Source organism: Thermus caldilimi (assembly GCF_004684245.1).
GTDB lineage: Bacteria > Deinococcota > Deinococci > Deinococcales > Thermaceae > Thermus > Thermus caldilimi.
On sequence record NZ_CP038452.1, the window covers coordinates 1,058,265 to 1,074,638 of the forward strand.

Below are 16,374 nucleotides of genomic sequence, written 5' to 3' on the forward strand. Positions count from 1 at the left end.
TCAGCCCATGAGGTCCCGGTAAGCGGGGATCCCCGGTGCGCTTTCCGAAAGGAGCACCGCCCGGAGGATGGCCCGGGTTACGGCATCGGCGGCGTAGGCCCCAAGGCGGAGAAGGGTATAAGGGCCCACCCCATTCCCCTCCCCTTGGGCCAAAGCAAAGACCAGATCCCCATCCAAAGGCGTATGGGCCGGGCGGATGGCCCGGGCGATCCCGTCCTGGGCCATGATGGCGAGCCTTTTGGCCTGGGCCTTGCTAAGGGGGGCGTCGGTGGCCACCACCGCCAGGGTGGTGTTCTGGCCGAGGAGGAAGGGGTAACGGTAGTCCTCCGGGCTTCCCTGGTAGCGGGAGCGATCCGGGATCAGGGCCCTCTCCCTTTCGGTCAGGAAGTCCTCCCCGTAAAGCCTCCCCGTCCAGGGGTCAAAGGGACGGCCTAGGCTATTCACCGCCGCCAGGGCCATGACCCGGTACCCCTCCTCCAGGAGGTACCCCGCCAGGCCCACCCCGCCCTTCACCCCTCCCGCCACCGCCCCGGTGCCCACCCCCACGCTCCCTTCAGCCACCTCCTCCCCTGCGGCTAGGGCCGCCCGGTAGCCTGCTTCCGCCCCCGGTGCCCGGTTCACCCTTCCCCGGCCCAGGTCGTAGAGCACAGCGGCAGGAACAATAGGCACCACACCCCCCGGGGTAGGGAAACCCTTTCTCCTTTCCGCCAGGAAGCGCATCACCCCCTCGGCCGCCGCCAGGCCAAAGGCGCTTCCCCCTGTGAGCACCACCGCCTGCACCCTTTCCACGGTGTTTTCCGGCAGGAGCAGGTCCGTCTCCCGGGTGCCGGGGGCTGCCCCCCGCACATCCGCCGCCGCCACCCACCCCTCCTCCCCCAGGACCACGGTGCAGCCGGTGAGGGCCTCGAGGTCGGTGAAATGCCCCACCCTCAACCCCGGCAAAAGGGCCGCCTTACCCTCCAAGGCTTCCGCCATAAGGCCAGTATCGGGTAGGCTAGGGAGCAGAGCAAGGAGGGAGTATGTGGGAGTACCTGATCCACGGCGAACCTTCTCCTAAGGTCCAGGCTTTTCTGGAAGGTCTGGGGAAAGCTTTGGAAGCCCAGGGGTTTCACCATAACCCTAAGGCCGAGGCCCCCAACCTGGTGCTGAACGCCATTTCCCCGGAAAACCCTAAGCCCTACCGCCGGCGGGCCCAGGCCACCTTCGTGGCCTCGGTGCTGGAGCTTCCCAGGTTCCCCGAAGACCCCCTGAAGGAGCTCTACCCCTACCTGGTCCGAGCTCTTTCCAACGTGCTCCTGGCCTATGTGCCCCACCAGGGGGTCAAGTTCCTCACCCTGGAGCTCGGGCACTACGACGAGCCCAACGGGGAAGGGTTTTACGAGAGGGTAGCCGGGCGCCTTAAGCCCATCGCCTGCAGCCGCCTGGTCATCCACAACGTCTTTCACACGGACCTCGAGCCCGAGCTTTGGCAAGGGGATGCGCTCACGGAAAGCATGTACCGGGCGGGGAAGAAACTCAAGGAATGGGACCTCCTTCCCGCCCCCTTCCCCATCGAGGAGATCCTCTCCCCCGAGGACCTGCGGCATGTCAAGCGGCTTTACGGTATCGGGGGACTTTCCTATGGCAACCTCTCCGTGCGCAAGGATGAGCGCCGCTTCTGGATGTCCGCAAGCGGGGTGGACAAGGCGAACCTCAAGGAGATCGGCCGGGACATCCTCATGGTGAAGGACTACGACCCTGAAGAAAACGCCATCCTCCTCTCCGTTCCCCCCCACGTGGAACCCCGGCGGGTCAGCGTGGACGCCATCGAACACTGGATGATCTACCGGGAACACCCCGGGGTGGGAGCCATCCTGCACGTGCACGCCTGGATGGAAGGGGTGCCCGCCACCCCCTTCAACTACCCCTGCGGCACCTACGAGCTGGCCCAGGCGGTGGCGGAAAAGGTACGGGAAGCTCCTGACCCCACGCGGGCGGTGGTGGGCCTGAAAAACCACGGCCTCACCATCACCGGGCGGAGCCTGGACGAGATCATGGAAAGGATCGAGGGCCGGCTCATCCGCACCGTGCCCATGACATGAAGGCCCTCCTCTACACCCCTTCCCTGCCCCGCTTCTTCGCCGCCAGGGCCCTGGGCAAGCGCTTTCCCAAGGGGCTTCTCCCCTTGCGCCTGGTGGAGGTGCCCCTACCCGAGCGGCAGGGCTTCGTAAAGGTCAAGGTGAGGCTAAGCGGGGTCTGCGGTTCGGACCTGGCCCTTCTCTACGGGAAAAGCCCCCCTTCCATCAGCCCCTTTTTCTCCTTCCCCGCTGTCCTTGGCCACGAGATCCTGGGGGAGGTAGAGGGAAGCCTGGTGGCGGTGAACCCCCTCCTCTCCTGCACTGACCGCGGACTTCCCCCCTGCCCAAGGTGCCAGCAGGGCGAGGAGGGCCTATGCCAAAACGTGGCCGAAGGCCCCCTAGCCCCCGGGATGCTGGGCTACAACCGGGACCTGCCCGGGGGCTGGGGGGAGTGGGTCCTGGTCCGGCCCGAGAGGCTTTACCCCATTCCCGAGGGCGTGCCCGAGGAGCGGGCGGTGCTCGCCGAGCCCCTGGCGGTGGTGGTGCGGGGCCTCAAGAAGCTTAAACCATGGCCAGATGAGATCTTGGTGCTAGGCATGGGCACCCTGGGGCTTTCGGCCCTCAAGGCCCTTAGGGCCCTGGGGTTTTCCGGAAAAGCCTACGCGGTGGCCAAGTACCCCCGCCAAGCGGAGCGGGCTTTGGTCTTCGGAGCGGATAGGGTCTACGGAAGCGCCAAGGAGGCCCTGCTGGAGCGGGCCAAGTGCTACCGCTACCTCCTCTTTGAAGGGTACCGGGGTGGGTACGAGGCGGTCATTGAAGCCTCGGGGAGTGGGGCAGGTTTCCGCCAAGCCCTTACCCTGGCCCAGGAGGGAGGCAGGGTGCTCCTCTTGGGGGCTCCGGGCGTGGACTGGGCCGACCTCTCCCCCTTCTGGTTCAAGGAGGTGGGCCTGGTGGGCAGCTACACCTACACCCATGAGGAGTTCGCCCAGGCGGTGGGCCTATTGCCGGAGCTAAAGGGATTGGAAGGCCTCATCGGAGGCATCTTTCCCCTCGAGGCCTGGCCAAAAGCCCTTTCCGCCAAGGGCAAAGCCCTATTCCGGCCAAATGTGTCCTGAGGGGGAGTATCCCCTGGCCTGAGGGGCTACACTCCAGGGAAACCCTTAGGGGGTGGGCATGGCCTGGGAAGAGGAACCCTTCTTGGCGGCAGGGGAAAGGTTTCGGGCCCTCCTGAAGGAGGTCAAGCGGGTCATCGTGGGCCAGGACCACCTCCTGGAGAGGATGCTGGTGGCCCTTCTCGCCCGGGGCCACCTCCTGATCGAGGGGGTGCCGGGGCTGGCCAAGACCCTGGCAGTGAAGACCCTGGCCCAAGCGGTGGGGGGGAGTTTCAAAAGGATCCAGTTCACCCCCGACCTGGTGCCCGCCGACCTCCTGGGAACCCGCATCTACAACCCCAAGGAGGGAGAGTTCAGGACCGAGCTCGGTCCCATCTTCGCCCACCTCCTTCTGGCGGACGAGATCAACCGGGCCCCGGCCAAGGTGCAGTCGGCCCTCCTCGAGGCCATGCAGGAGCGCCAGGTGACTCTGGGCAAGGAAACCTACCCCCTGCCCAAGCCCTTCCTGGTCCTGGCCACGCAAAACCCCATAGAAAGCGAGGGCACCTATCCCCTGCCGGAGGCCCAGCTGGATCGCTTCCTCCTCAAGGTGGTGGTGGGCTACCCTGCCTTCCACGAGGAGCTCCTCATCGTGGGGCGCATGACCACGGGGGAGGAGATCCAGGTGGGCCAGGTGCTTTCCCTGGAGGAGGTTTCGGAGCTTTCCCGCTTGGCCGACCGCGTCTACATCCACCCCAAGGTGGCCGAGCACGCCGTGGCCCTGGTCCAAGCCACCCGGGACCTGGAAAGGGCGGGGCTTAAGGACCTAAAGCCCTTCGTGACCTACGGGGCCAGCCCCCGAGCCTCCTTGGCCCTGGTCCAGGGGGCCAAGGCCCTGGCCCTGGTCCGGGGGCGGGCCCACGCCTTGCCGGAGGATGTGCGGGACCTGTACCTGGACGCTCTCCGCCATCGCGTGATCCTCTCCTACCAGGCCCTGGCGGAGGGCGTGCGGGTGGAAGACGTGCTGGAAGCCATCCTAAACCGCCTTCCCCCGCCCTTTGTACCCCTTCACGACCCCTATGGAGACGCCCGAAGCCCTCTTGGCCCGCCTGGAGCTTAAGGTGGTGCGTCCCCTGGACGGGCTCCTCTTCGGGGACTACCGGGGGGTGTTCTACGGCAAGAGCCTGGAACTCGCCGAGATCAGCCCCTATGCCCCGGGGGACGAGGCCGAGCGCATTGACTGGCCCGCCACCGCCCGGACCGGGGAACTCCACGTGCGCCGCTTTCGCGAGGAGCGGGAGCTTACCCTATGGCTCCTCCTGGACGGAAGCCCCTCCATGCGCTTTGGCTCCCGTAGGCGAGAAAAGTACACCCTGGCCCTGGAGCTGGCCCTGAGCGTGGCCTACATCGCCCTGCGCCACGGGAACCGGGTGGGGGCTATCCTGCCCTCAGGCCTCCTGCCCCCCAAAGGGGGCAAGGCCCAGGCCCTCCTCCTGGCCCGGGAGGCCCTTAAAGGCGGGAAGGCGCTTCCCCTGGGGGAGGCCTTGGGGCTTCTGGAGCGGGTGGCCCGGCGCCGGAGCCTGGTCTTCGTCTTTTCGGACTTCCTGGATCCTTTCTTTGCCCCCTGGGCCCGCTTGGCTGCTCGGCACGACTTGGTGGCAGTCCTGGTGGAAGATCCCCTGGAGCGGACTTTACCCCAGGCAGGGGTGCTTTCCTTCTTCGACCCGGAAACCGGGGCCCAGGTGGAGGTGAACACCTTAGACCCAAGGGTGCGGGAAGCCTACCGCCTCCGGGCGGAGGCCCTTAGGGCGGGCAGGATGCGGGAGATCCTCAGAGCCGGTGCCGATCTCCTCCTGGCCTCCACGGAGATGGACCTGCTCCCCCTCCTCCTGGGCTTTGTGGAAAGGAGGCGCAGATGGTCTTCAAAAGCCCCGAGGGCTTCCTCCTAGGCCTTCTCCTCCTGGGGGCCGGCGGGCTTTTCCTCCTCCTGGGGGAGCGAGCCGGAAGGCGGCGGCTTCTTTCTGCCCTGGACCCCGGCTTCGCTCCCCGGCCTAGGCCCTTGGGCTGGCCCTTCCTCCTGGCCCCTCTCCTCCTCTTCCTGGCGGCGGGCCGGCCCGAGGCCCCCCTGCCCTGGCGGGAGAACCTCACCCAGGCCCTGCTGGTGGTGGACACCAGCCACTCCATGGCCGCGGACGACGAGGCCCCCACCCGGCTGGAACGGGCCAAGGCCCTGGCCCAAAGCTTCCTTCGCGGCCTGGACCCCTCGGTCAAGGTGGGGCTGGTGAGCTTCGGACCCCAGGCGGTCCTGGTCCTCTCCCCTACCCGGGACCGCCAGGCCCTCCTCAAGGCCCTGCAGGGCCTCAAACCCGGGGGGACCACCCCCTTGGGCCAAGGCCTCCTCCAGGCCAAACGGGTCCTGCGTCCAGAAGGCCCCGAGCGGGACCTGCCCCAGGCCAAACCCCCTGCCGCCCTCCTTCTTTTCTCCGACGGGGCCGCCAACGTCGGTCGGGATCCCCTCGAGGTGGCAGGAGAGCTCTCCCGGGCAGGCCTCCCCGTCTTTGTGCGTCCCCTGGGCGACCCCAAGGGAGCGGTGAGCCGCATCGGGGAAGGGCTTTACTTCGTGCCCACCAACCCCACAAGCCTCCTGCGCCTGGCCCAGGCCACCGGAGGCCAGGTGCTCGGTGAGGATTTCCAACCCCTCTACCGGGCCCTCCGCCCCTACCGCGTGTGGCGAACCCAGACCTTAGACCTCACCCAGGCCCTGGTGGTGGCCGGATTTCTATCCCTTTCCTTCGGCGCTTACCTGAACCTGGCCCGGGAAGGGAGGTGGCCGTGAGCCTGCAGACCCCCGAGGCCCTAAGCCTCCTCATCCTTCTGGCCTTCCTGCTCCTGGGCCTCTATCCAAGGCGCCCTAAGGCACGCCTACCCCATCCTTTGGTCCCCCTGCTCCAGCAAGCAGCCCGGGAGTCCCGGGGAGTCCTTCCCTGGTTGCCCCCGGCCCTCTTTTTCCTGGGGCTTCTCCTCCTGGTCTTGGCGGCCACCCGGCCCCTATTGCCCCTCCCCGGCCCGGCGAGCCGAAACGTGGTGATCCTGGTCATGGACGTAAGCCGGAGCATGATGGCGGGCGACCTGAAGCCAAGCCGCCTCGAGGCGGCCAAGGAAGCTGCCCGGGTCTTCCTCCGCGAGGCGCCGAAGGCCCTGAGGATAGGGCTGGTGGCCTTTAGCGGCTACGCCCAGACCATCCACCCCCCCACCACCGACCGCAGGCTCCTGCGGGAAAGTCTGGACAGCCTGGAGTTCGGCCGCTCTACGGCCATCGGGGAGGGAATCCTGGAGGCCCTGCGCAACATCCGCGAGGCGGGGGGTGAAGGGGAAATCCTCCTCCTGACCGACGGCAGGAACCGCACGGGCACCGACCCCGTGGAGGCGGCGACCGAGGCCGCCAGGATGGGGGTGCGCATCTACGCCGTGGGGGTGGGGGTCCCAGGCTGGACCCCGGGCCCCGAGGACCCGGTGAGCGCCTTTGGCTTCTTCGCTGGGGCTTACGAGGTGGACGAGGAACTCCTCTGGTCCCTGGCAGAGTTCACCGGGGGGCGGTATTACCTGGTGGCCTCGGAGAGGGAGCTTTCTGAGCTTTACCAAAAGCTCGCTCGCTCCGTGCGCCTCGAGGTCAAGCCAGGGGAGGCGGCTGGACTTCTGGGAGCCCTGGGAGGGTTTTTGGCCCTCTTGGGGATGGCCTTGCGGCGCTACCTCTCCCCCGCTTAGGAGCCACCAAAGGGGTTAGGAACGGGCTCCACCGGGAAAAGCTCCTGGGGCTCACCCCCAGGCACCGGGAGCATGCGGAAAAACTCCCCGTTCAAGAAGAGGTACACCTGCGGCTCGCAGGCCCCTTCCCCTGGAGGGGGAAGCTGTACAGGTAAGGCCGCAGGCCGAGCCTCGGGTGCCCGAAGCATCCAAGCCGTCCCCACCCCCAGAAGACCCCCTAGGCACAGGCCCAGCAGGAAGGGTTTCATACCTCCAAAGTAGCAGGCCAAGCCCCGGGAGAAGAAAGCCAGACCACCTTCGTGCTAACCTACCTCAAGGAGCGGCTATGGTGAGGGTCATCTACCACCTGGCGGTGAGCCTGGACGGGGTGGCGGTCCATCCCGCAGGGCCGGGTTGGCTCCTGCCCTTTGCCGAAGCCGCCGAAGCCTACATCCCCAGGCTTCTGGCGGAAGTGGACGGCCTCCTCATGGGAAGGCGCACCTATGAGGAGGCCCTGGCCCTGGGATGGGTCTATGGGGAAAAGCCCGCCTTGGTGGTGAGCCAAAGACCTGACCTCAGGGGCCCCGGCATGCAGGTGCCAAGCCCCGAAGCCCTCTTCCCCCAAGCCACGGCCATGGGCCTCACCACCTTGTGGCTTGTGGGGGGGCCCACCTTGGCCAAGGCCCTCACAGCGCACCTGGAAGAGGTGCGGCTCGCCTACTGCCCGGTAGTCCTGGGCCAGGGAAGGGGGTTTCTAGATGATTTCTTGGAGTTAACGCTCCTGGACACGGAAACCCTTCCCCAAGGCGTTCTCCTCGCCCGCTACCGACCGCGGCGCTTTCTCACACAAGGGGCGTAAGATATAGGACGTGTACGCTATCCGCGAGGGCCTGCGGCAAATCCTCCGCCATCCCACGGCCAGCCTCGCCACCTTCTTCACCGCCCTCGTATCCTTCGCCCTGCTCTACTTCCTGGGCCTTGTCCTTTGGAACCTGGAGCGGGTAGTGCATACCCTGGAGCGGGAACTGGAAGTAGCGGCTTTCCTGAAAAGCGGTGCCAACGTGGAAGCCCTCCTCACCGAGATCCAGGGCTGGCCGGAAGTGGGCGAGGTGCGGCTCCAAAGCAAGGAAGAAGCCCTGGCCCAGCTGGTCCTGGACTACCCCTATTTGGCCGAGGCCAAGGACCTGGTGGAAAACCCCTTGCCCGACACCCTGCGCCTAAGGCTTAAGGATCCGGAGGCGGTGCGCAAGGTAGCGGAAAGGCTACGGAGGCTTCCGGGTGTGGAAGGGGTGGAGTACGGGGGGGAGCTCACGGAAAGGCTGGTCCAGGTGCTATCCGGAAGCCGGCTGGCCATGGGGGTCCTGGTGGGGCTCCTTCTCCTCAACACCTTCTTCAGCGTCATGGGCTCCATCCGGCTTTCCTTAGAAAGCCGCAAGGAAGCCCTGGGCATCATGCTCCTGGTGGGGGCCACCCGGCGCTTTATTCAGGCTCCCTTTATGGTGGAAGGAATACTGCTCACCCTGGGAGCAAGCCTCCTGGCGGTGGCCTTCGGTAGCCTTCTCTACCGAGGCCTGGCGCAGGCCCTCCAGGGGCTCCTTCCCTTCCTCCCCGTGCTGGGGGTCAGGGACCTCTGGCAGACGGGTCTCATGGTCCTGGCCCTGGCAATGGTCCTAGGAGCCGGTGGAGCCCTCATGGCCACCCGGGCCTATCTGAGGGAAGTTTAGGATGCGTCTTAGCTGGCTTCTCCTCCCCCTGCTTTTGTGCCCAAGCCTTCTCCCCTGGGCCTTGGGTCAGAACGTGCCCGTCCAGGAGCGCACCGTGCGCAACCTGGAAAGCCAGCTGAACCGGGCCAAGGCCCTCGAGGAGCAAAGCCAAAGGCGGATCCAGATCCTAAACCAGGAGCTTTCCCGCCTCTCCAGCCGGGTGGAGAACCTGCTTAAGGAGAAGGCCCGCCTGGAAGGGGAGATCGCCCGATTGGAAAAGGAGCGTGCCACCTTAAGCCGGCAGATCGCCCAGCTGAAAGAGGAGATCCGCCGGACAGAAGGGCGCATCGCCCAACTGGAAAAGGACCTGGAAAGCCTCAAGGAACGGCTTCAGGCCCTGATGCGTAGCCTTCACCGGGAAAAGGCGGGCCGCTACTTACCCCTCCTCAGGGCCCAGTCCTTCACCGACCTGGCGGTCCGGGCCCGCTGGGTGGGGTACATCTCCAAGCGGGATGCGGACCTGGTCCGCGCCCTCCAGGCCACCCTGAAGGCCCTAAGGGAAGAACGGGAGCGCCTAAGCCTTCTCCTCACCGACCTCACCGCCAAGGAAAAGGCGCTCGGGGAAACCCAAAGGGCCCTCGAGGGGCAGAAGAAGGAGCTGGAAACCACCCTCTCCAGCCTAGAGCAGGAAGCCCAGGGCAAAAGGGCCCTCCTGCGGGAGGCTTTACAGGAAAGGCAACGCCTGCAAGCGGAGCTTGCCCAGCTCCAGGCCCGGGTCCTGGCGGAGAGGCAACGCCTCCTGGAGCTCAAGCGCCAGGAGGAGGAACGGCGAAGGCAGGAGGAGGAACGGCGAAGGCGGGAAGCCGAGCGCCGCCAGGCCGCAGCCCAGCCAGCGCCCCGGGAAGCCAGCGTGGTGGTACCCCTCCTCCCCTGCCCGCCACCGTGGGCCGGTTGGCCTTCCCTGTCCCCGGGGGCAGGATCCTGGTGCCCTACGGGCAGGAAGGCCCGTTCCAGGTCATCCAGGGCCCCGCCCCGGGAAGCCCCGTGCAGGCAGCCGCCGAAGGGTACGTGGCCGGAATCCTCTATCTGCCCAACCTGGGCTACACCGTGATGCTGGTGCACACGGAAACCCTCTCCACCGTCTACACCAACCTGCAGGAACCCCTGGTGCAGGAAGGGCAAAAGGTAGAGCGGGGCCAACTCCTCGGCCACACCGGGGGCGGCCTTCTCATCCGTCCGGAAGAGCTGGAGTTTAGGGTGGCGGTACGCATAGGCGGAGAGACCCGCTTCGTGGATCCCTCCGCCTATTACTAAAGGCCTTGGCTATGCGGGCTCAATCAGCCCGTAGTTGCCGTCCTTGCGGCGGTAGATGACGTTGATCTCGTCGGTCTTGGCGTTGCGGAACACGAAAAAGTCGTGGCCCAAAGCCTCCATCTGGAAGGCCGCCTCCTCGGGATCCATGGGCTTCATCTCAAAGCGCTTGACCCGGACGATTTTAGGACCCTCCTCTTCCTCGGGTTTGCGAAGGGCCTCGAGGTCCTGAATCTCCGGGGGTGGGGGCCCCTGGTAGGAGTGGCGCTTGCCGATGAAGCGCCGTTCCTTATACCGCTTGAGCTGGGTTTCCAGGCGGTCCACCATGCGATCGATGGCCGCGTAGAGGTCCTGGTCCTCCTCCTCCACCCGCACGAGCCCCCCGGGGAGGTCCACCTGCACCTCGGCCTTGGCCTTGCGGGCCACGTGATTGCTACCCGCCAGGGAAAGCACCACCTTGGCCATGAGCTCCCCGTTCTGGTAGCGGTCCAGGCGGGAGAGCTTCCGCTCCACGTAGTCCCGAATGGCGTCGGTGATCTCCAGGTTACGGCCGATGAGTTTGTAGACGTTCATACGCCCTCCTTTCCGCCCCGGTCAGGGCTTTCCCTTACCCTTATGCTACCACCTTCCCCCGGACGTTCGTCCCGCACCACCTGCCCGGCCTTCAGCATCACCACCCGGGCCGGATACGCCTCCAGAAGTTCCCGGCTATGGGTGGCCACCACCACCGTGGCCCCCCTTTGGTGGGCAGCTTTAAGGATATCCAGTACCTGCAGGGCGTTTTCCAGATCCAGGTTCCCCGTGGGCTCGTCCGCCAGGATGACGGGAGGGTCCAGAAGCAAGGCCCGGGCGATGGCCACCCGCTGGGCCTCACCCACGGAAAGTTCCTCGGGAAAGGCCCTTTTCTTGTGGGAAAGCCCCACCCGGCGCAGGGCCGTGGCGATGCGCTCTCCCCATTCCCTCTGGGGAACCCCCTGCACCCGGAGGACAAAGGCCAGGTTTTCCTCCACGGTCATGTCGGAAAGGAGGCGGTGGTCCTGGAAGACCATGCCGATCCTGCGGCGGTGGAGGGCCACCTGGTCTCCCTTGAGGAGCTTTAGATTTTGTCCGGCGAAATACACCGCCCCCTGGGTGGGAAGAAGCCGGCGCAGGATGAGGGAAAGCAGCGTGGACTTCCCCGCCCCCGAGTGCCCCACCACGTAGACGAACTCCCCCTTCTTCACCTCGAGGCTCACGTTGTAAAGCGCCTTGGTCCCCGTGCGGGGGTACTCCAGGCCCACCCGGTGGAAGGCGATCATGTCCCTACTATACGGAAGGCGGGCCAGACTTTCTTCTCATGGAAAGGCGCTATAGTGGGAATAGGTGAGGGAAGAGATGAAAAAACGCGCATGGCTCATCGCAGGGCTCGGGGTGGTCCTGGCCCTGGTCTATGCCCAGCTTCCTCGTCCCCAGGCGGAAAACCTCCTGCAAAACCCCAACGGCCAGGCCCTCCTGGAGGTCTACCAGAGGATCCAGCAGGACTACCTGGAGCCCCTTTCCAAAGACAAACTCAACGCCCTCCTGGAAGGGGCCATCGGGGGTATGGTTTCCGCCCTGAAGGACCCCTTCACCAGCTACTCCCCGCCCCAGCGGGCAAGCCTAAGGCAGGAGGACCTCAGGGGGGAGTTCTTTGGCATCGGGGCCACCCTTTCCCCCGCCAACCCCGACGGGACGGGGGCGAAGATCGAAGGGGTGATGAAGGGCCTTCCCGCCCAGCGGGCAGGGATGCGGGCCGGGGATGTGATCCTCGAGGTGGACGGGGAGGATGTGACCGGCCTCCCCCTCCAGGAGGTGGTGGCCAGAATCCGTGGCCGCGAGGGCACCAAGGTCACCATCAAGGTGCGCCGGGAGGGCACCCCCGCCCCTCTGGTCTTCGAGCTTGTCCGGGAAAAGGTGGAGATCATCTCCGTCTCCACGGCCAGGATCGGGGACGTGGGCTACATCGCCCTGGAGACCTTCGCCAACTTCAAGGTGGAGGACCAGCTGAAGAAGGCCATCGACGAGCTCAAGGCCCAGGGGATGAAGAAGCTCATCTTCGACCTCCGGGACAACGGGGGAGGGCTCCTGGACCAGGGGTGCGCGGTGGCCAGCGCCTTCCTCAAGGAGGGCCCCATCGTCTACACCCGCACCAAGAACCTCACCCGGGTCTGGTGTGAGGCCTCGGGGAGGCCTTTGTGGGACGGCCCCATGGTGGTCCTGGTAAACGGGAACAGCGCCTCTGCCAGCGAGATCGTGGCCGGGGCCCTCCAGGACTACGGCCGGGCCAAGGTTATCGGGGAGAAAACCTTCGGCAAGGGCGTGGGCCAGACCCCCTACACCCTGGCCAACGGGGGCGAGCTCACCCTGGTCACGTTCGAGTGGCTCACCCCCAAGCGCCGGGCCATCAACAAGGAGGGCCTGAAGCCCGACATCGAGGTGAAGGACACCCGCTTCCCCACTCCCTTCTCCCTGCAAGGGGCCGGGGCACCGCCGGGGGCCGAGATCAGCGTTACCTTAAATGGCAAGACCGTGAAGGTGAAGGCCGACGCCGAGGGCAAGTTCACCTACGCCGAACCCCAGCGCCAGCGGCCCCTCCCCGAGGACCGGGGGCAGGCAGTCTTGGACCTGGAGCAAGATGCCATCCTCAAGCGGGCCCTAGAGGAGCTTAACGCTGCCCGCTAGCTGGGAGGAAGGCTAGGGGGGCCGGGCAAAACCCGGCCCCCTTCAACCCTACTTCACCACCGCCCCTGGGGGGATATCCCCCTCCACGGTGACCAGGGTGAGCTTATCCCCTTCCGAAGCCGCCAGGATCATTCCCTGGCTCTCCACACCCCGGAGCTTGGCCGGTTTCAGGTTGGCCACCAGCACCACCTTCTTCCCCACGAGCTCCTCGGGGCGGTACCAACGGGCGATGCCGGAAACCACGGTGCGCTCCTCGTTCCCCAGGGAAAGCCTAAGCACCAAAAGCCTATCGGCGTTGGGGTGCTTCTCCGCCGCCACCACCTCCGCCACCCTCAGCTCCACCTTGGCGAAGTCCTCCACGCTGATGGAGCGATCCTCTGCCATAGCCTCCTTCATTGCGTCCTCTCCAAAACCCCTGGCCTCCTCCCTGGGAGCCTCCTTGGGAAAGAGAACCCCTGCCTCCTGGGGAAGGGGAAGGGGTTCCGCCAAGCCCCAACGCTCCGCCTCCTCGAGGCGCACCTCCTCCCTCAGCCCCAAAGCTCGGCGCAGCTCGGCCATCTTGTCCGGCATGGCCGGGGTAAGGAGGATGGAGGCGATCCTCAGGCCCTCCACCACCCGGTAAAGCACGGCCCTAGCCTCCCTCGGATCCTCCTTGAATAGCTCCCAGGGACGTTTTTCGTTAATGTAGCGGTTCAGGGCCTTCACATAGGCCATAGCCTCCTCGAGGGCCACGTGGAAGCGGAGGTCCCGCACCAGACCCCTTAGGCGTCCTGCAAGCCGCGTGCCCTCCTCCAGCACCTCCCCGGGAACCGGCTCGGGGATGCGCCCTTCCGCGAAACGGAAGAGCATGCCCCGGGTCCGCTGGAGAAGGTTTCCCAGGTCATCGGCCAAATCCGCCTCGTACCTGGCCCTCAGGGCCTCCTCGCTCACGGGCGTATCCTGACCGTAGGGGATTTCCCGCAAAAGGTAGTACCGCACCGCATCCCGGCCATACTTCTCCGTGAGGGCAAAGGGGTCCACCACGTTCCCCAGGGTCTTGCTCATCTTCCGCCCATCCGGCCCCAGCAGGAACCCTCCCACGTTCAGGTGCCGGTACATGGGAATCCCTGCCGCCTTCAGCATGGTGGGCCAGAAGACCGCGTGGGGCTTCAGGATGTCCTTGCCGATCAGGTGCCAAGCCTGCGGCCAGAAGGTGGCGTAGCGGGGGTCATCGGGGTAGCCCAGGGCGGACACGTAGTTGAGGAGAGCGTCAAACCACACGTAGGTCACGTGGGCCTCATCCCAGGGCAAGGGGATACCCCAGGGTACCCGGGCCTTGGGCCGGGAGATGGAAAGGTCCCCGATGGGCTCCGAGAGCATGGAAAGCACCTCGTTTCTATACCCTTCGGGCCGGATCAGGTCAGGGTGGGTCTGGAGGTAGTCAATCAGCCACTCCCGGTACTTTTCCATGCGGAAGAAGTAGTTCCCCTCCCGCCTCCTCTCCACAGGCCGGCCGTGAATGGGACAGAGGTCCCCTTGAAGCTCCTTCTCCGTGTAGAAGCGCTCGCAGCTTACGCAGTAAAGCCCCTCGTACTCCCCGTAGTAGATGTCCCCTGCCTCATAGACCCTTTGCAACACCCTTTGCACCACCCGCTTGTGCCGCTCCTCGGTGGTGCGGATGAAATCGTCGTAGGCGATGCCCAAAAGCTCCCAAGCCTTGCGGAAGCGCCGGGATACCCGGTCCACAAAGGCCTGGGGCTCCTCCCCTGCCCTCTGGGCTGCCCGGTAGACGGTCTCCCCGTGCTCATCCGTACCGGTCAGGAAGAAGGTTTGGTACCCGTCCAACCGGTGCCAGCGGGCCAGGAAGTCCGCCACCACCGTGGTGTAGGCGTGGCCCAGGTGGGGTTCCGCGTTCACGTAGTAGATGGGGGTAGTGATGTAAAAAACCTTTTCCATCCCTCCTCCAAGAAAAACCGGGGCATGCGCCCCGGGCGGGAAGGTCCTTCCCGCCCTAGCCCAAAGGCATGCCCTTCATGACCTCCATCTTAGCACCCGGCCCCTAGGGGAGGAGCTCCTCCACCCCCATGGGGCCCGCCACCAGGGCCCGGGTGGCGAGCCCCACGAAGATCCCCGTTTCCACCACCCCGGGGATCGCCAAAAGGGCCTTGTGGAGGCCTAAAGGATCCCCAATGGGGCCAAAGCGCACATCGGCGATGAGGTGGCCCCCGTCAGTGAAATAGACCTCATCCCCGTTCATCCTCAGCTCCGGCTCCCCCCCAAGGGCGCGGATGGCCCTTAGGGTGGCCAGGTGGCCAAAGGGCACGATCTCCACCGGCACCACTCCCCGGCCCAACACGGACACCTTCTTGGTGTGGTCGGCGATGACGATGAACTCCTTGGCGTTGCTCTCCACGATCTTCTCCCGCAAAAGAGCCCCGCCAAGACCCTTGATGAGGGAGAGGTCCGGAGCGATCTCATCAGCCCCGTCAATGGCCAGGTCCACCCCCTCTGGGGGAAGATCCAACAGGGGAATCCCCTCCCTCAGGGCCAGGTCCTTGGTGGCCTCCGAGGTGGGAACCCCTTTAACCCCCCTAAGCTCCCCTTCCCGGAGGCGCCGGGCCAGCTCCAAGACGGCATACCGGGCCGTGGACCCCGTGCCCAAGCCCACCACCATGCCATCCTGCACAAAGGCCACCGCCGCATGGGCAGCCTCTTTCTTGTAGCTTTCCAAAGGCCTTTCCATCCTCAAGACCCCCTCAGGGCCCGCAGGGCCTCAGCCACCTCCTCGGCGTGGCCCTCCGGGGATACCTTGCGCCAGACTTGGGCAATCCGGCCCTCGGGATCAATCAGGAAGGTCTGGCGTAAAACCCCCTCGTACTCCTTACCGTAAAGGTTCTTCTTCCCCCAAGCCCCGTAGGCCAGGATGACCCCCCGCTCGGGATCAGCCAGGAGGGGAAAGTTCAAACCGTACTTCTCGGCGAAGCGCTTATGGCTTGAAATGTCGTCCGCCGACACCCCGAGCACCACGGCCCCCAGCTCCTGCAGATCCCCCATGCGGTCGCGGAAGCCGCAGGCCTCCTTGGTGCAACCCGGGGTGTCGTCCTTGGGGTAGAAGTAGAGAACCACCCATTTCCCCCGGTAATCGGAAAGCCGGTGAATCCGCCCCTCCTGGTCCGGCAGGGCGAAATCGGGCGCAGCAGTTCCAGGCTCCATGAGGGCATCTTACCCCAAGCCCCCGGAGCGGGGATAAGAGGGCGCTAAAGTTTGTAGCCGAAACGGCGGAGAAGGTCTTTGCGCCAGGCCACCTCAGCCTCGTCCTCCACCCCCAGGGGCTTAAAACCATCCATGACCCCCAGGATGGCCCTTTGCTCCCCCTCCTCCGCCACCACCACCTTGAGGGGATTGGCGGTGGCGGCATAGATGCGCACCACCTCCGGGCAGGCCTTCACCGCATGGAGCACGTTGATGGGGTAAAACCCCTCCCCTAAAACGATGAGGAAGCTGTGCCCCGCCGCCAGGTTGAGGAGGTTCTTGACTGCAAGCTCGGTAAGCTGGGGATCGGTGCCCGAGCGCCGCACCAGGCGCTTGCCGCTGGCCTCGGAGAAGGCAAGGCCGAACTTTATACCTGGCACCGCCGTCACCAAGGCCTCGTGCAGGTCCTCCACCGTCTTAATGAAGTGGGCCTGGCCCAGGATGACATTCAGGTTTCCCGGCTTCTCGATGGAGATTACCTTGAGTTCCATGCTTTCATTTTACCCGTGGCCCAGCTTCCACCCGGCGAAGCCCTAA

The 16,374-nt window shown here is 65.6% G+C and carries 17 protein-coding genes and 1 pseudogene; 10 read left to right on the forward strand and 8 right to left on the reverse strand.

The annotated features are described in order from the left end of the window. Complete coding sequence (locus EBI04_RS05360) at window positions 1-975, reverse strand: P1 family peptidase (protein WP_135256581.1); 975 nt, start codon at window positions 973-975, stop codon at window positions 1-3. A gap of 44 nt (window positions 976-1,019) precedes the next feature. On the opposite strand from EBI04_RS05360, the gene EBI04_RS05365 reads away from it, so the two are divergent. Genes EBI04_RS05365 through EBI04_RS05390 form a run of 6 tightly spaced genes read left to right on the forward strand, consistent with a single transcriptional unit; the run spans window position 1,020 to window position 6,913 of the window. Continuing rightward, complete coding sequence (locus EBI04_RS05365; RefSeq protein WP_135256583.1) at window positions 1,020-2,081, forward strand: class II aldolase/adducin family protein; 1,062 nt, start codon at window positions 1,020-1,022, stop codon at window positions 2,079-2,081. Continuing rightward, window positions 2,078-3,172 (forward strand): zinc-dependent alcohol dehydrogenase, encoded by a 1,095-nt coding sequence (locus tag EBI04_RS05370; RefSeq protein ID WP_135256585.1) that lies wholly within the window; start codon window positions 2,078-2,080, stop codon window positions 3,170-3,172. The genes EBI04_RS05365 and EBI04_RS05370 overlap by 4 nt, the downstream gene beginning before the upstream one ends. A 58-nt stretch (window positions 3,173-3,230) precedes the next feature. Further along, window positions 3,231-4,268: an AAA family ATPase gene (locus EBI04_RS05375; protein ID WP_135256587.1), complete on the forward strand. Its 1,038-nt coding sequence runs from the start codon at window positions 3,231-3,233 to the stop codon at window positions 4,266-4,268. Beyond that, window positions 4,228-5,097: a DUF58 domain-containing protein gene (locus EBI04_RS05380; RefSeq protein ID WP_135256589.1), complete on the forward strand. Its 870-nt coding sequence runs from the start codon at window positions 4,228-4,230 to the stop codon at window positions 5,095-5,097. The genes EBI04_RS05375 and EBI04_RS05380 overlap by 41 nt, the downstream gene beginning before the upstream one ends. Beyond that, window positions 5,064-5,984, forward strand: a complete 921-nt coding sequence (locus tag EBI04_RS05385; RefSeq protein WP_135256591.1) for a vWA domain-containing protein — start codon at window positions 5,064-5,066, stop codon at window positions 5,982-5,984. The genes EBI04_RS05380 and EBI04_RS05385 overlap by 34 nt, the downstream gene beginning before the upstream one ends. Beyond that, entirely contained in the window at window positions 5,981-6,913 is a 933-nt protein-coding gene (locus EBI04_RS05390; protein ID WP_135256593.1) for a vWA domain-containing protein, read from the forward strand. The genes EBI04_RS05385 and EBI04_RS05390 overlap by 4 nt, the downstream gene beginning before the upstream one ends. On the opposite strand, the gene EBI04_RS05395 is transcribed toward EBI04_RS05390, so the two are convergent. Beyond that, window positions 6,910-7,161 (reverse strand): hypothetical protein, encoded by a 252-nt coding sequence (locus tag EBI04_RS05395; protein WP_135256595.1) that lies wholly within the window; start codon window positions 7,159-7,161, stop codon window positions 6,910-6,912. The two genes, EBI04_RS05390 and EBI04_RS05395, sit on opposite strands and share 4 nt — an antisense overlap. A gap of 77 nt (window positions 7,162-7,238) precedes the next feature. Here EBI04_RS05395 and EBI04_RS05400 point away from each other — a divergent pair, with 77 nt between their 5' ends. From EBI04_RS05400 to EBI04_RS05410, 3 genes and pseudogenes are all read left to right on the forward strand, one after another. Then, a complete protein-coding gene (locus tag EBI04_RS05400; RefSeq protein ID WP_135256597.1) occupies window positions 7,239-7,751 on the forward strand; it encodes a dihydrofolate reductase family protein in 513 nt (170 codons plus the stop codon). 10 nt (window positions 7,752-7,761) lie between these two features. After that, the gene (locus EBI04_RS05405) at window positions 7,762-8,616 is read left to right on the forward strand and encodes a cell division protein FtsX (RefSeq protein ID WP_135256599.1); all 855 of its coding nucleotides are present in this window, start codon (window positions 7,762-7,764) and stop codon (window positions 8,614-8,616) included. A gap of 1 nt (window position 8,617) precedes the next feature. Then, window positions 8,618-9,909: pseudogene (locus tag EBI04_RS05410) on the forward strand (murein hydrolase activator EnvC family protein). Between the two features lie 9 nt (window positions 9,910-9,918). On the opposite strand, the gene hpf reads toward EBI04_RS05410, so the two are convergent. Both hpf and ftsE read right to left on the reverse strand, forming a co-directional pair. Further along, window positions 9,919-10,479, reverse strand: a complete 561-nt coding sequence (gene hpf, locus EBI04_RS05415) for a ribosome hibernation-promoting factor, HPF/YfiA family (protein ID WP_135256601.1) — start codon at window positions 10,477-10,479, stop codon at window positions 9,919-9,921. Then, window positions 10,476-11,204 carry a cell division ATP-binding protein FtsE gene (gene ftsE, locus EBI04_RS05420; RefSeq protein WP_135256603.1) on the reverse strand — a complete coding sequence of 243 codons (729 nt, stop codon included), beginning with the start codon at window positions 11,202-11,204 and terminating at the stop codon, window positions 10,476-10,478. Before ftsE ends, hpf begins: the two co-directional genes overlap by 4 nt. A gap of 76 nt (window positions 11,205-11,280) precedes the next feature. Here ftsE and EBI04_RS05425 point away from each other — a divergent pair, with 76 nt between their 5' ends. Further along, window positions 11,281-12,606, forward strand: coding sequence for a S41 family peptidase (locus tag EBI04_RS05425; protein WP_135256605.1), 1,326 nt, complete (start codon window positions 11,281-11,283; stop codon window positions 12,604-12,606). Window positions 12,607-12,654: 48 nt separating this feature from the next. Here the strand turns inward: EBI04_RS05425 and metG are convergent, their stop codons facing one another. The 4 genes from metG to EBI04_RS05445 all read right to left on the reverse strand — a co-directional run bounded on the left by metG (window position 12,655) and on the right by EBI04_RS05445 (window position 16,328). Continuing rightward, window positions 12,655-14,541, reverse strand: a complete 1,887-nt coding sequence (metG, locus tag EBI04_RS05430) for a methionine--tRNA ligase (RefSeq protein WP_135256607.1) — start codon at window positions 14,539-14,541, stop codon at window positions 12,655-12,657. A gap of 103 nt (window positions 14,542-14,644) precedes the next feature. Continuing rightward, the gene (rpiA, locus tag EBI04_RS05435) at window positions 14,645-15,328 is read right to left on the reverse strand and encodes a ribose-5-phosphate isomerase RpiA (protein ID WP_135256609.1); all 684 of its coding nucleotides are present in this window, start codon (window positions 15,326-15,328) and stop codon (window positions 14,645-14,647) included. Between the two features lie 2 nt (window positions 15,329-15,330). Then, window positions 15,331-15,798, reverse strand: a complete 468-nt coding sequence (gene bcp / locus EBI04_RS05440; protein WP_135256611.1) for a thioredoxin-dependent thiol peroxidase — start codon at window positions 15,796-15,798, stop codon at window positions 15,331-15,333. Window positions 15,799-15,842: 44 nt separating this feature from the next. Beyond that, complete coding sequence (locus EBI04_RS05445; RefSeq protein WP_135256613.1) at window positions 15,843-16,328, reverse strand: adenosine diphosphatase; 486 nt, start codon at window positions 16,326-16,328, stop codon at window positions 15,843-15,845. Window positions 16,329-16,374: the final 46 nt, after the last annotated feature.

What these genes read in the sequence shown, in the direction of transcription:
- hpf (WP_135256601.1), bottom strand. Translation starts at nt 10,479, where the DNA reads ATGAACGTCTACAAACTCATCGGCCGTAACCTGGAGATCACCGACGCC.
- EBI04_RS05400 (WP_135256597.1), top strand. Translation starts at nt 7,239, where the DNA reads ATGGTGAGGGTCATCTACCACCTGGCGGTGAGCCTGGACGGGGTGGCG.
- EBI04_RS05360 (WP_135256581.1), bottom strand. Translation starts at nt 975, where the DNA reads ATGGCGGAAGCCTTGGAGGGTAAGGCGGCCCTTTTGCCGGGGTTGAGG.
- EBI04_RS05380 (WP_135256589.1), top strand. Translation starts at nt 4,228, where the DNA reads ATGGAGACGCCCGAAGCCCTCTTGGCCCGCCTGGAGCTTAAGGTGGTG.
- EBI04_RS05365 (WP_135256583.1), top strand. Translation starts at nt 1,020, where the DNA reads ATGTGGGAGTACCTGATCCACGGCGAACCTTCTCCTAAGGTCCAGGCT.
- ftsE (WP_135256603.1), bottom strand. Translation starts at nt 11,204, where the DNA reads ATGATCGCCTTCCACCGGGTGGGCCTGGAGTACCCCCGCACGGGGACC.
- EBI04_RS05425 (WP_135256605.1), top strand. Translation starts at nt 11,281, where the DNA reads ATGAAAAAACGCGCATGGCTCATCGCAGGGCTCGGGGTGGTCCTGGCC.
- metG (WP_135256607.1), bottom strand. Translation starts at nt 14,541, where the DNA reads ATGGAAAAGGTTTTTTACATCACTACCCCCATCTACTACGTGAACGCG.
- rpiA (WP_135256609.1), bottom strand. Translation starts at nt 15,328, where the DNA reads ATGGAAAGGCCTTTGGAAAGCTACAAGAAAGAGGCTGCCCATGCGGCG.
- EBI04_RS05375 (WP_135256587.1), top strand. Translation starts at nt 3,231, where the DNA reads ATGGCCTGGGAAGAGGAACCCTTCTTGGCGGCAGGGGAAAGGTTTCGG.
- EBI04_RS05445 (WP_135256613.1), bottom strand. Translation starts at nt 16,328, where the DNA reads ATGGAACTCAAGGTAATCTCCATCGAGAAGCCGGGAAACCTGAATGTC.
- bcp (WP_135256611.1), bottom strand. Translation starts at nt 15,798, where the DNA reads ATGGAGCCTGGAACTGCTGCGCCCGATTTCGCCCTGCCGGACCAGGAG.
- EBI04_RS05370 (WP_135256585.1), top strand. Translation starts at nt 2,078, where the DNA reads ATGAAGGCCCTCCTCTACACCCCTTCCCTGCCCCGCTTCTTCGCCGCC.
- EBI04_RS05395 (WP_135256595.1), bottom strand. Translation starts at nt 7,161, where the DNA reads ATGAAACCCTTCCTGCTGGGCCTGTGCCTAGGGGGTCTTCTGGGGGTG.
- EBI04_RS05385 (WP_135256591.1), top strand. Translation starts at nt 5,064, where the DNA reads ATGGTCTTCAAAAGCCCCGAGGGCTTCCTCCTAGGCCTTCTCCTCCTG.